The following is a 12207-nucleotide window of genomic DNA, read 5'->3' as shown; positions in this document are numbered from 1 at the left end:
TCAGCGTCCGATCTGGAAGGCCGCGGCAACCAGCAGGATCATGATCTCGCCTGTCTGCTCGAACGCGCCGAGGATATCGCCGGTTTGCCCGCCGATTTGGCGGATGGCGAGCCGCGCCAGCATGAACCCGGCGAGCGACAGCAGGATCAGGGCGACCAGCGCCTTGCCCGGCCCGAGCGCGAGGGCGAGAGCGAGTGTCCCAAGTGCGAAGGCGATGGCGACACTGCGGCCCGGCGGCGGCCCCGCGCTCGCCGAAAGCCCATCCGGTCGCGCCAGCGGGACAAGCGACATGAAGGCCGGCACGCCTGCGCGGGCTGCGATGTGCGCCGCGCACAGCGCCAACGTGACCGTCCATGGATTGGCGATCGCCGCGAGCGCACTCCAGCGCAGGCCGAACGACAGGATCAGCGCGCAGACGCCATAGGTCCCAATCCGGCTGTCGCGCATGATCTCGAGCTTGCGCTCGCGCGTTCGGCCGCCGCCGAGGCCATCGGCGGTATCGGCAAGCCCATCCTCGTGTAGCGCGCCGGTGATGAGGGCGGTGGCGGCCAGCGCCAGCAGGGCGGCAAGGTTCGGCGTCAGTCCGAACCGGCTGCACATCTTATAGACCAGCGCGCCGGCAAGTCCGACCAGCAGTCCCGCGACGGGCAGCGCCCAGGTTGCACGCGCGATGGCGCCGTCGCCTGCAGGCTTCGACGATGCCGCCGGCAGGATCGTGACGAACGATGCCGCCATCCTGAGATCGGCGATGACGTCTCGCAGAAATTCGGCGCGCGGCATCATTTCAGTTTCATCGGCAGGCCGGCGACGACGAACTCGACCTCGTCGGCAGCCACCGCGATAGTCTGATTCATGAGGCCGGCGGCGTCGCGAAAGCTGCGTGCCAGGGCGTTGTCAGGAACGATGCCGAGACCGACCTCGTTGGTGACGAGAACAACCGGGCTTTTCAGCTTGGGCAGGGTGCCGGCAAGCTCTTTTACCTCGCTCTCCCAATCGCGCTCCGCATGCATCAGATTCGAGAGCCACAGCGTCAGGCAATCCACCAGCCTTGCGCCGCCGCCATCGCTTGCGACCAGCACCGGCACGAGATCAAGCGGCACCTCGCGCTCGATCCAGTCAGTTCCGCGCCGCGCACGATGCGTGGCGATGCGCGTCTCCATTTCGGCATCGAGCGCCTCGGCCGTCGCGACATAGACGGGCTGCCCGGGAAAGGCCCTCGCGCGCGCTTCCGCACGCGTGCTCTTGCCCGATCGCGCTCCGCCCGTGATCAAGATGACGGCCATGAAGGTCTCCTATCAGCCCTGACTAATCACCAAACACGGCCAAAGACAAAGCCGAAATCGGGCCTGTAGGGGCTTGCGCTCTGCCTTCGCTTTGCGCAACAGGGGCGGAACAGGAGGCGCGTGTGGGCTTTGCGGGGGCGATGGTGGTGGCGATGGCGGCGGATGCCGTGCTGGGCTGGCCGTCGTGGCTGTTCGCGCGGATCGGCCATCCCGTGACCTGGCTGGGCCGCCTGATTGCGACTGTCGACACCGCCTGGAATCGCGCGTCTGATCCGCCGGCGTTTCGCCGCGCCGCCGGCGTTGCCGGAGCGCTCGCGGTGATCGCGGTCTCAATCGCGCTCGGCTGGGTGCTTCAGTCCGTGCTTCCCTGGGGCTGGATTCAGATCGCGCTGGTCGGCGTCCTGGCCTGGCCCCTGGTCGCGCTGCGCTCGCTGCATGACCATGTCGCGGCTGTCGCGACGCCCTTGCAGGCTCGCGACATCGCCGGCGCGCGCGACGCGGTCTCGCGCATCGTCGGCCGCGATCCCGCGGCGCTCGATGAGCCCGGCATCGCACGCGCGGCAATCGAGAGCCTTGCCGAGAACGCCTCCGACGGCATCGTGGCGCCGGTGTTCTGGGGCGCGGTGTTCGGCCTCCCCGGCATTCTCGGCTACAAGGCGATCAACACACTCGACTCCATGATCGGCCATCGCAGCGAGCGGCACGAAGCGTTCGGCTGGGCCGCAGCGCGCATCGACGATGTCGCCAATTTCGTTCCGGCGCGCGTGACTGGCTTCCTCTTCGTGCTGCTGGCGCAGCGGCGATTAGAGGCGCTGTCGTGCATGAGGCGCGATGCGCGCCGCCACCGCTCGCCCAACGCCGGCTGGCCGGAAGCGGCCATGGCTGGCGCGCTCGGTGTGCGGCTGAGCGGCCCCCGCATCTATCACGGCAGCGTCACGAACGAGCCCTGGCTCAACGAGGGCGCGCGCGATCCGCTCGCTGCGGACATCAATCATGGATTGGCGGTCTATCGCAGGTCCATGCTGCTTCTCGCCGCGGTGCTTGCGATCCTGGCCTTCGCGTGAAAGAACGGGGGATGCGCGAGCACGGTGGAAATCTCGATTTGGCCCAGCAGCGTTTTGGCGGACGCGCAGAGGATTGGATCGACCTCTCGACAGGGATCAACCGGCTGCCTTATCCCGTAGGCGAGGTAAGCACGCGCGCCTGGGGCGCGTTGCCGTCGCGCGCCGAAATCGATGCCTTGCATCAGGCCGCGCAGTACGCCTACCGCACGAGCGCACCTGTTGTCGCGATGGGCGGTGCGCAGGCCGCCATTCAATTGTTGCCGCAGCTCGCGGCGCCTGGCCGCGCGCGCATTCTCGCGCCGACCTACAACGAATATGCCGGGGTCCTGTCGGCCGCGGGCTGGGATGTCCAGGAGGCCGGCGAATTTGACGCGATGGCCGGCGCAGACCTCGCGATCGTCGTCAATCCCAACAATCCCGATGGCCGGCGCCATATGCCGAAGGATCTGCTCGCATTGCTGCCGCGCGTCGGCCGTCTCGTGATCGACGAGAGCTTTGCCGACGCCGTTCCGCAGCTGTCGCTTGCTTCGGAAGCCGATCGGCCAGGGCTGTTGATCCTGCGCTCGTTCGGTAAGTTTTATGGCCTTGCCGGCCTTCGGCTTGGCTTTGCAATTGGCAATGCGGCGGACATCGGCAAGCTTGCGTCGATGTCGGGTCCATGGCCGGTCTCGGGAGCGGCGATCGCAATCGGCTGTCGCGCCTTGCGCGACGATCCCTGGGCTGAGGCTACCTCAGCGCGGCTCGCACGCGATTGTGTTCGGCTCGACGCCATGGCGCAGTCGCAAGGCTGGACGCTTATCGGGGGCACGCCGCTGTTTCGTCTTTACCAGACACCTAACGCGCTGGCCGCGCAGGAAAAGCTCGCGCGCGCCCAGATCTGGTCGCGCGTTTTCGCGCGAGAGCCGGCATGGCTGCGCCTCGGGCTTCCCGGCAGCGAATCCGAATGGACGCGCCTTGCCGAGGTGCTAGCGCGCTAACGCGAGCAGGCCTTCGAGGTCGAGGTGCCTTTCGATGTGATCGGCGAGGGCATCGAGCGCGCTCTCGATCCTGGCATGATAGGGCTCGTTACCCGCGGGAATATCGAGCTTTGCCAGATATGCCTTGCGGAAATCATCCGACGTGAACAGGCCGTGCAGATAGCTGCCCTGGACGCGGCCATCGCGCGAGATCGCGCCTTCCGGCTCGCCGTTCAGTTTCGCAAATGGCCGCGCGCGATCGGGCCCGTCGGTGTGGCCGATGTGGATCTCGTAGGCCTCGATCGGCCGATCTGTGGCGGCATGCACGGCCGCGACCCGCGTCAGCGTCTTCTCCGCGCTCATTTCCGTTGTCACGTCGAGCAGCCCGAGACCCGGCGTGTCGCCCGCAGGTCCCTCGATGCCATCAGGGTCGGCAACGCTGTGTCCGAGCATCTGATAGCCGCCGCAGAGCCCGAGCACATGGCCGCCCCGGCGGTGATGCGCCACGACATCAATGTCCCAGCCCTGTGCGCGCAGGAAGGCGAGATCGCCGCGGGTGGATTTGGAGCCGGGGATGATGACCAGCCTGACATCGCCGGGGATTGCTTCGCCCGGACGCACCATGACGAGATCGACGCCGGGTTCGAGCTTGAGCGGGTCGAGATCGTCGAAATTGGCGATCCGCGACAGGGCGAGGCAGGCGATCTTGCATTGGCCCGGCTTGCGCGCGTCACGCAGGCCCAGCGCGTCCTCGGCCGGCAGCTCGCTGGCGCGCGCGAACCAGGGCAGCACGCCAAAGCCGCGCCATGCGGTTTTCGCTTCGATCAGCCGGTAGCCGTCGTCGAACAGCGTGGGATCGCCGCGGAACTTGTTGATGACGAAGCCCCGGATCATCGCGGCATCGTCGGGGTCGATCACCGTCTTGATGCCGACGAGCTGGGCGATGACGCCGCCGCGGTCGATGTCGCCGACCAGCACGACCGGTACGTCGGCTTTGCGCGCAAAGCCCATGTTGGCAATGTCGGCCTTGCGCAGGTTGACCTCGGCCGGGCTGCCCGCGCCTTCGACCAGCACAAGATCGGCGCGCGTCTTCAAGCGCGCGAAACTCTCCAGCACGGCGCCCATCAGCGAGGGCTTCATCGCCGCATAATCACGCGCACGCGCGGTTGCGATGCGCTTGCCATGGACGATGACCTGCGCGCCGACATCGGTCTCCGGCTTGAGCAGCACCGGGTTCATGTCGGTGTGCGGTTCGACGCGAGCGGCGAGCGCCTGAAGCGCCTGGGCGCGGCCGATCTCGCCGCCGTCGATGGTGACGGCGGCATTGTTCGACATGTTCTGCGGCTTAAAAGGGAGCACGCGCAGGCCGCGCCGCGTGAAAGCGCGCGCAAGGCCGGCGACGATGAGCGACTTGCCCACGTCCGAGCCGGCTCCCTGGATCATCAGCGCGCGCGCCATGGCGAGATCGTATCAGAACTCGACGCCGGCTTGCGCCTTGATGCCGGACCGGAAGGGATGCTTGACCAGCGTCATCTCGGTAACGAGATCGGCGATCTCGATCAGTTCGTCCTTGGCGTTGCGCCCGGTGAGCACGACATGCGTCATCGGCGGCTTTTGCGTCGTCAGGAATTCGACCACCTCGGCGACGTCGAGATAATCATAGCGTAGCGCGATGTTGATCTCGTCAAGCACGACCATGCGCAACGCAGGGTCGCGAATCAGCTCCTTCGCCTTGTCCCAGCCGGCGCGCGCGGCGGCGATGTCGCGGGCGCGGTCCTGCGTCTCCCAGGTGAAACCTTCGCCCATGGCGTGGAATTGGCAGAGGTCGCCGAAATGGCCAGTGAGAAGGCGGCGCTCGCCGGTGTCCCAGGCGCCTTTGATGAACTGCACCACCGCGCAGGGCAAGCCATGGGCGACGCAGCGGACGATCATGCCGAAGGCCGAGGACGACTTGCCTTTGCCGGCGCCGGTGTGGACGATAACGAGGCCTTTTTCGCCGCTCTTGGTCGCCATGATCTTGTCGCGGGCGGCCTTCTTCTTCGCCATTTTGGCGGCGTGGCGGGCGTCGGTTTCCTCGCCCGTTTGGATATCCGGTTCAGGCGTCATCGTACCCGGTCCTTCGGCTTGACAAGTGGCGGCCACCGGCAAATGGTGGGCCTGCGCTGGTTCCTGTCCTATGACAGGCGAAGAGGGAATGCGATAGGGTCCGAATCGGCAAGATTTGGGTCCAAAATGCAGCCGCCCCCGCGACCGTGACCGGAGAGATGCCCGAAGCCACTGACCCCTAGCAGGATCGGGAAGGCGGGGATCGAAGGGCAAAAGCCCTGCTCCGCAAGCCGGGAGACCTGCCAGCGCGGACGATTTTGGACCGGCGGACGGGGTGTTCCGCGACGGGGAAACGGGCCTCTCACAATGGTTCGTGCGCCTCTTCGCCTCCCGCTGTTATTCTGGAAGAGGCGATGACGGTCACACTTCACGTCTGCATTACCTGCCGTGCCGGCGAGACGCTTGGCGAAGGCGACGTCACGCCGGGCAAGCGGTTGCATGGCGCGATCCTGGGCGCCGGCGTGCCCGATGGCGTCAATGTGGTTCCGGTCGAATGCCTCTCTGCCTGCAGCCAGGGCTGCTCGGTCGCGTTGAGTGCGCCCGGCCGCTGGTCCTATGTCTATGGCCGCCTGTCGGAGACGAATGCGCGCGACGTGGTCGCCGGCGCTGCGGCCTATGCGGCCGCGCCCGATGGCCTCGTGCCCTGGCGCAGCCGTCCCGAAATTTTCCGCAAGCAGTCGCTTGCCCGCATTCCCCCCATCGCCGTCGTGCCGGAGGCCGCCGAATGAATTCGCTCGCAAAAGTCCCGGTCACGGTGATCACCGGTTTTCTGGGCTCCGGCAAGACGACGCTGATCCAGCATCTGCTCGCCAATGCCGACGGCAAGAAGCTCGCCGTGCTCGTCAACGAGTTCGGCAGCGAGGGCGTCGACGGCGAGATTTTGAAGTCGTGCGCTGCCGCCAATTGCCCGGAGGAGAACATCATCGAGCTCGCCAATGGCTGCATCTGCTGCACCGTCGCCGACGATTTCATTCCAACCATGGAGCAATTGCTGGCGCGCCCCGTGAAGCCCGATCACATCCTGATCGAGACCTCGGGCCTGGCGTTGCCGAAACCGCTGCTGAAGGCGTTTGACTGGCCGGAGATCCGCTCGCGTATCACTGTCGATGGCGTGATTGCGCTGGCCGATGCTGAGGCCGTCGCTGCTGGCCGCTTCGCGCCGGACCCGATTGCAGTCGAGGCGCAGCGCGCGGCGGACGACAATCTCGACCACGAGACGCCGCTGTCGGAAGTGTTCGAGGACCAGATCGCCTGCGCCGACATCGTGCTGCTGACCAAGGCCGATCTTGCCGGCAGCGCTGGGATCGAAGCCGCCAAGGCGGCGATCACCGCCGAGATGCCGCGCCGCGTGCCGATGCTTCCCGTCACCGACGGCGCGATCGATGCGCGCGTCATCCTCGGTCTCGGCGCCGCCGCCGAGAACGATCTTGCCGCGCGTCCCTCGCATCACGACGGCGAAGAGGAGCATGAGCATGACGATTTTGCTTCCGTCGTGATCGACCTGCCGGAAGTTGCCGATATCGATGCGCTGGTCGCCTCCGTTCAGCGCCTGGCGCGCGAGCAGAACGTGCTGCGCGTCAAAGGCTATATCGCAATCGCGGGTAAGCCGATGCGCCTCTTGCTGCAGGCGGTCGGCGAGCGTGTGCGCCACCAGTTCGACAAGCCCTGGGGCGCAGGTGTCAGGCAATCAAAACTCGTCATGATTGGCGAGCACGGCGATATTGACGAGGCCGCGATCAGGTCAGGGCTAGCAACCTGATGCACGTCGTTTTCCGCGAGAGCCGCGGTCTTGAGGAGACCGCGACGCCAAGGGACATCGGCCAGGACCCGGCCGATCTCGTGGTGCTCTCATATTCGGATTCCGACCTTGCCGCCTTTGCGGCCGGCTGGCGGCGCGGCCGTACCAGCCTGCCGTCGCTGCGGCTCGCAAATCTTGCGGAACTGCGTCATCCGCTCTCGGTGGACACCTATATCGAGCGCACGCTCTCCCATGCGCGTGGCATTCTGGTACGTCTGATCGGCGGTGAATCCTATTGGCCGTATGGTCTCGCAACGCTCCAGCAACTTGCTAAGGACCGCAACATCGTGCTGGCCGTGCTGCCGGCCGACGGCCGTGACGATACGCGGCTCGACGCGTATTCGACCTTGCCGGTCTCGACCCTGCGCCGGCTCAAGGTGCTCTGTGACACCGGCGGCCCGGTCGCGGCCCAAGCCGCGATCGCGCAGCTCGCGCTGGCCTCGGGCCTCTATGCCGGGCCAGTCGTCGGCGAAATGGATGTGCCCGAGACGGGATTTTATGATCCCGCGCGCGGCGTCATTGCTGCGCCGGCGGGCGGCGAGGGGAAGCCGCTCGCGCTGGTGACGTTCTATCGCTCCTATCTCACCGCTGCGGACACCGGGCCGGTCGATGCCTTGATCGCCGCGCTGCGCGATAAGGGTTTTGGTGCCTATGGTGTCTTCGTCACCTCGCTGAAAGCCGCAGGCGTCGCGGATTGGCTGCGCGCGCATCTCGCGCGAAATCCTCCGGCGGCGATCGTCAATGCGACGGCGTTCTCGGCCGTAGGCGACGATGGCACGACGCCGTTCGACGTAGCCAAGTGTCCGGTGTTCCAGGTTGCGCTCTCGACGGCACGGCGCGAGGATTGGGCTACCTCGCTGCGCGGCCTCTCGCCGGGCGACCTCGCGATGCATGTGGTGCTGCCCGAGGTCGATGGCCGCTTGTTCGCGGGCGTGGTGAGCTTTAAAGCCGCTGCGGAGCGCGATCCCGATCTGCAGTTCTCCCATCTTGCGCATCGCGCTGACGAGGAGCGGGTGAAGGCCGTCGCCGCACGGGTTGCGGCCTGGCGGCGGCTCGCCGAGACGCCCGTCGCCAAGAAGCGTCTGGCGATCGTGCTTTCGAACTACCCGGGCCGTCCACACCAGATCGCGCATGCGGTTGGTCTCGATGCGCTGGCGTCCGTCGAGGTCTTGCTGTCCGACCTCGCGCAGACGGGCTTCGATGCCGCGCCAGTTCATGCGCTCGGCGAAACGCTGCTGAGGCAGCAGCTGACCTGGAGCGTCGCTGAGTACCGCACGGCGCTCTCGCGTCTGCCGCAAGCATTGCAGGATGATCTCGCACAAGCTTGGGGTGCGCCGGAGGATGATCCGAGCTGTCGCGACAGCGCGCTCCACTTCGCCGCGATTCGGTGCGGCCAGTCGATCATCGCGGTTCAGCCCGAGCGTGGCGATGCAACCACGCGCGATGTCGATTATCACGATCTCGCCCGCACGCCGCGCCATGCCTATGTTGCGTTCTATCTCTGGCTTCGAGAGCAGGGCTGTGACACCGTCGTGCATATGGGCGCGCACGGCACGCTGGAATGGCTGCCCGGCAAATCCGTGGCGCTGTCATCGAGCTGTTGGCCGGAAGCCCTGATCGGCGATCTGCCGGTCATCTATCCCTTCATCGTCAATGATCCCGGCGAGGCTGCGCAGGCCAAGCGGCGCGTCGGCGCCGTCACGATCGGCCATCTGCCGCCGCCTCTTGCCGCATCCGTCGTTCCGGAGGGCTTGCGCCGGCTCGAACGACTTCTGGACGAATATTCCACTGCCGATGGTCTTGACCCCGCCCGCCGCCAGCGGTTGATCGCGGCGATCCGCGACGAAGCCCGTGCCGCGGGCCTCGAAGACGATCTTGGCCTCGATGCATCGGCCACACCAGCCGAAGCGATTCCACGGATCGATCGTTTCGTCTGCGACCTCAAGGAAAGCCAGTTCGGTGACGGCTTGCACGTGTTCGGCCGCGGCGCCTGCGGCGACGCGGAGCGGGACGCCTTGCGCGCCGCGCTTTCGGGGCAGCGCATTGCGCCGGGGCCGTCGGGCTCGCCTTATCGCGGGCGCCAGGACGTGCTGCCGACCGGGCGCAATCTCTTCGCCGTCGATCCGCGCGCGGTGCCGACGCCGTCGGCGCATGCGCAAGGCATCAAGCTCGCGGAAGAGCTGCTGCGCCGTCACTTGCAGGATCATGGTGACTGGCCGAAGGGGCTCGTGGTCGATCTCTGGGGCTCGGCGACGATGCGCACCGCAGGCGAGGAGTTCGCGATGGCGCTGCATCTGGCCGGTCTTGCGCCGCACTGGGACCACGCCTCCGGCCGCGTCACCGGCTACGACATCATCGCGCCGGCCGAGCTCGGCCGCCCCCGTATCGACGTGACGCTGCGCGTATCCGGCCTGTTCCGCGACGTCTTTTCGGGTCTGGCGCAGTTGTTCGAGGCTGCGTCCGAGGCTCTCGCAAACCGCGACGAAGAGGGCGAGGAGAATCCCTATCGCCACCGTGCCTCACGTGTCTTTGCGCCGCGGCCCGGACAATACGGCGTCGGCTTGTCAGCGATCCCTGGTACCTTCACGCCCGAAACGCGTGATGCCGCCGGGGAAGCGTGGCTGTCGGCATCGTCCTTTGCGTTCTCGGCGGATGGCGCGATCAAGCCGGATCGCGCTGGCATCGAGGCGCGGCTTGCGTCCGCCGATGCCTTCGTCCATGTCCAGGATCTGCCAGAGACCGATCTTCTGCTCGCCGCGGACTATGCTGCGCATGAAGCGGGGGTCGCCGCAGCTGCGGCACATCTCGGCGCGGCAGGACCATCGCTCTATCACATCGACACGACGCGTCCCGAGCAACCGCACGCGCGCACGCTGACCGAGGAAATCTCGCGCGTCGTCCGTGCGCGCGCGGCCAATCCCGCCTGGATCGCCGGCATGATGCGCCACGGGTTTCGCGGCGCGGCCGAGATCGCCGCGACGCTCGAGCACATGGCCGCCTTCGCGCATCTCGCCGGCGCCGTGCCGCCGCATCTGTTCGATATCTATTATGACGCGACGCTTGGCAACGCCGACGTCCGCGCTTTCATGACGCGCGAAAATCCGGCGGCGCTCGCAGCAATGGAGACGTGCTTCATGCGGTTGCATGACGCCTCGCTCTGGCGGACGCGCCGCAATTCGATCGCCGCTGCGTTGAAGGAGGCCTCATGAGCGCTTCCGCGGTCAAGGGCTGGTGTCCCGGCGCGCTGCGGCCGATGCAATCGGGCGACGGGCTCGTGGTCCGCGTGCGCCCGTTCGGCGGTCGCCTTACAGCGGCACAGACTTCCGGCCTTGCTGACCTGGCCGAACGCTTCGGCAATGGTCTCCTCGACGTGACGAGCCGCGCCAACCTCCAGATCAGAGGTGTCAGGGACGAAAGCCACGGTCCGCTGCTCGATGGCCTTGCGCGACTGGCGCTGCTCGATCCCGATGCCGACATCGAATCCCGGCGCAACATCCTGGTAACGCCGTTCTGGAACGAGGGCGACGACACGCAGGCGCTCGCCGCCGAGCTCGAAGAGGCGCTTGCCGACAGCGCGCTCGAATTGCCCACAAAATTCGGCTTCGCCATCGATGACGGGACCTCGCGCGTGCTCGCCGGCGACTCCGCCGACGTGCGCATCGAGCGCGATCGTGCGGGCCGGCTTCTCGTGCGCGCCGATGGTGCGAGCTTCGGTCGTTGCGTCGGACGCGGAGGCGTCGTGAGCACGGCGCTCGCGCTCGCAGACTGGTTCATTACCTCCGGCGGGGTCCGCAGCGGGCGAGGGCGCATGGCGGCCCACATCGCTTCCGGTGCGGCATTGCCGGGGACCTTGCGCGGCGAGACCGAACCTGCCCCCGTGATGGCTGCGCTGCAGCCCGGACATTATCCGCAGGGCGCCATGGTCGGGGTCGCATTCGGGCAGATGCTGCATACGACGCTGCATCAATTCGCCGGTTGCGGAGATGCCCTGCGCATGACGCCATGGCGGATGGTCTTGAGCGAGGGCAAGCGTGCGATGCCGAACGGGGCCGGTCTCATCACCGAACCCTACGATCCCGCGCTGCGCGTCATCGCCTGCAGCGGCGCCCCGCGTTGCCGCGAGGCGCATGCCGACACCCGCGCGCTCGCCGCCGCGCTCGCGCCGCGCATTGCACCCGATACGCGGCTTCACGTCTCTGGCTGCGCCAAGGGCTGTGCGCATTCCGGCGCCACCGCCGTGACGCTGGTTGCGACCGGTGCCGGATTCGATCTCGTGCGCGGTGGATCGGCCCGCGATGAGCCCGCTCTGCGCGGCCTGAACCGCGATGACATCGTCAGCGATCCCTCCATTCTGGTGGGAGGGCACTGATGCCGCACAGTTACGAAACCGACGGCGCGGCGATCTACCGGCAGTCCTTTGCGACCATCCGCGCCGAGGCTGATCTTGCGCGCTTCTCGCCGGACGAGGAGCAGGTCGTGGTGCGGATGATCCACGCCGCCGGCATGGTCGGCCTTGAGGCGCATATCCGCTTCACGCCCGGCATGGTCGCCACTGCGCGCGCGGCCTTGCAGAATGGCGCGTCGATCCTGTGCGACGCGCGCATGGTCTCGGAAGGAATCACGCGCGCAAGACTTCCTGCGGCCAACCCGATCATCTGCACACTCGGTGATGCCACCGTGCCGGCGCTGGCGCAATCCATGCGCAACACGCGCTCGGCTGCGGCGCTGGAGCTGTGGAGGCCACATCTGGGCGGCGCGATCATCGCGATCGGCAATGCGCCGACTGCGCTGTTTCATCTCCTCAACATGCTCGAGGACCGCGATTGCCCGCGGCCCGCGGCGATCATCGGCTGTCCGGTCGGCTTCGTCGGTGCCGCCGAATCCAAGGCCGCGCTGATGGCCGATCCGCCGGCACCTGCGCTGACGGTCGAAGGCCGCCTCGGCGGTTCCGCGATCACGGTTGCCGCCGTGAACGCGCTGGCGAGCGGGAGCGAATAGTC

General features: G+C 67.1%; 11 protein-coding genes and 1 riboswitch. Of the genes, 7 read left to right on the top strand and 4 right to left on the bottom strand.

Annotated elements, in window-relative coordinates:
- Nucleotides 1–783, bottom strand: a complete 783-nt coding sequence (gene cobS, locus IVA98_RS14745; RefSeq protein WP_247306122.1) for an adenosylcobinamide-GDP ribazoletransferase — start codon at nucleotides 781–783, stop codon at nucleotides 1–3.
- Nucleotides 780–1283, bottom strand: coding sequence for a bifunctional adenosylcobinamide kinase/adenosylcobinamide-phosphate guanylyltransferase (cobU, locus tag IVA98_RS14740; protein ID WP_247306119.1), 504 nt, complete (start codon nucleotides 1281–1283; stop codon nucleotides 780–782). Before cobU ends, cobS begins: the two co-directional genes overlap by 4 nt.
- Before the next feature lie 122 nt (nucleotides 1284–1405).
- Here cobU and cbiB point away from each other — a divergent pair, with 122 nt between their 5' ends.
- Nucleotides 1406–2347 (top strand): adenosylcobinamide-phosphate synthase CbiB, encoded by a 942-nt coding sequence (gene cbiB / locus IVA98_RS14735; RefSeq protein WP_247355149.1) that lies wholly within the window; start codon nucleotides 1406–1408, stop codon nucleotides 2345–2347.
- 11 nt (nucleotides 2348–2358) lie between these two features.
- The gene (cobD, locus tag IVA98_RS14730; protein ID WP_247306113.1) at nucleotides 2359–3324 is read left to right on the top strand and encodes a threonine-phosphate decarboxylase CobD; all 966 of its coding nucleotides are present in this window, start codon (nucleotides 2359–2361) and stop codon (nucleotides 3322–3324) included.
- Here cobD and IVA98_RS14725 read toward each other — a convergent pair.
- A complete protein-coding gene (locus IVA98_RS14725; RefSeq protein ID WP_247333497.1) occupies nucleotides 3313–4761 on the bottom strand; it encodes a cobyric acid synthase in 1449 nt (482 codons plus the stop codon). The genes cobD and IVA98_RS14725 overlap by 12 nt on opposite strands.
- Before the next feature lie 12 nt (nucleotides 4762–4773).
- Nucleotides 4774–5409 (bottom strand): cob(I)yrinic acid a,c-diamide adenosyltransferase, encoded by a 636-nt coding sequence (cobO, locus tag IVA98_RS14720; protein ID WP_247306109.1) that lies wholly within the window; start codon nucleotides 5407–5409, stop codon nucleotides 4774–4776.
- A gap of 40 nt (nucleotides 5410–5449) precedes the next feature.
- A riboswitch (cobalamin riboswitch) is annotated at nucleotides 5450–5670 on the top strand.
- Between the two features lie 92 nt (nucleotides 5671–5762).
- Here cobO and IVA98_RS14715 point away from each other — a divergent pair.
- Genes IVA98_RS14715 through IVA98_RS14695 form a run of 5 tightly spaced genes read left to right on the top strand, consistent with a single transcriptional unit; the run spans nucleotide 5763 to nucleotide 12205 of the window.
- On the top strand, nucleotides 5763–6137 hold the full coding sequence (locus tag IVA98_RS14715; protein WP_247306107.1) for a DUF1636 family protein: 375 nt from the start codon (nucleotides 5763–5765) through the stop codon (nucleotides 6135–6137).
- On the top strand, nucleotides 6134–7168 hold the full coding sequence (gene cobW / locus IVA98_RS14710; protein WP_247306105.1) for a cobalamin biosynthesis protein CobW: 1035 nt from the start codon (nucleotides 6134–6136) through the stop codon (nucleotides 7166–7168). Before IVA98_RS14715 ends, cobW begins: the two co-directional genes overlap by 4 nt.
- A complete protein-coding gene (gene cobN, locus IVA98_RS14705; protein WP_247306102.1) occupies nucleotides 7168–10416 on the top strand; it encodes a cobaltochelatase subunit CobN in 3249 nt (1082 codons plus the stop codon). Before cobW ends, cobN begins: the two co-directional genes overlap by 1 nt.
- A complete protein-coding gene (cobG, locus tag IVA98_RS14700; protein WP_247306099.1) occupies nucleotides 10413–11576 on the top strand; it encodes a precorrin-3B synthase in 1164 nt (387 codons plus the stop codon). The genes cobN and cobG overlap by 4 nt, the downstream gene beginning before the upstream one ends.
- The gene (locus IVA98_RS14695) at nucleotides 11576–12205 is read left to right on the top strand and encodes a precorrin-8X methylmutase (RefSeq protein ID WP_247333500.1); all 630 of its coding nucleotides are present in this window, start codon (nucleotides 11576–11578) and stop codon (nucleotides 12203–12205) included. The genes cobG and IVA98_RS14695 overlap by 1 nt, the downstream gene beginning before the upstream one ends.
- Nucleotides 12206–12207: the final 2 nt, after the last annotated feature.

Source organism: Bradyrhizobium sp. 160 (genome assembly GCF_023073735.1).
GTDB lineage: Bacteria > Pseudomonadota > Alphaproteobacteria > Rhizobiales > Xanthobacteraceae > Bradyrhizobium.
The sequence above is the reverse complement of the archived record's forward strand: the minus strand, read 5'-3'. Positions and strand labels throughout refer to the sequence as shown.

What these genes read in the sequence shown, in the direction of transcription:
- IVA98_RS14725 (WP_247333497.1), bottom strand. Translation starts at nt 4,761, where the DNA reads ATGGCGCGCGCGCTGATGATCCAGGGAGCCGGCTCGGACGTGGGCAAG.
- IVA98_RS14695 (WP_247333500.1), top strand. Translation starts at nt 11,576, where the DNA reads ATGCCGCACAGTTACGAAACCGACGGCGCGGCGATCTACCGGCAGTCC.
- cobG (WP_247306099.1), top strand. Translation starts at nt 10,413, where the DNA reads ATGAGCGCTTCCGCGGTCAAGGGCTGGTGTCCCGGCGCGCTGCGGCCG.
- cobD (WP_247306113.1), top strand. Translation starts at nt 2,359, where the DNA reads ATGCGCGAGCACGGTGGAAATCTCGATTTGGCCCAGCAGCGTTTTGGC.
- IVA98_RS14715 (WP_247306107.1), top strand. Translation starts at nt 5,763, where the DNA reads ATGACGGTCACACTTCACGTCTGCATTACCTGCCGTGCCGGCGAGACG.
- cobO (WP_247306109.1), bottom strand. Translation starts at nt 5,409, where the DNA reads ATGACGCCTGAACCGGATATCCAAACGGGCGAGGAAACCGACGCCCGC.
- cobN (WP_247306102.1), top strand. Translation starts at nt 7,168, where the DNA reads ATGCACGTCGTTTTCCGCGAGAGCCGCGGTCTTGAGGAGACCGCGACG.
- cobU (WP_247306119.1), bottom strand. Translation starts at nt 1,283, where the DNA reads ATGGCCGTCATCTTGATCACGGGCGGAGCGCGATCGGGCAAGAGCACG.
- cobW (WP_247306105.1), top strand. Translation starts at nt 6,134, where the DNA reads ATGAATTCGCTCGCAAAAGTCCCGGTCACGGTGATCACCGGTTTTCTG.
- cobS (WP_247306122.1), bottom strand. Translation starts at nt 783, where the DNA reads ATGATGCCGCGCGCCGAATTTCTGCGAGACGTCATCGCCGATCTCAGG.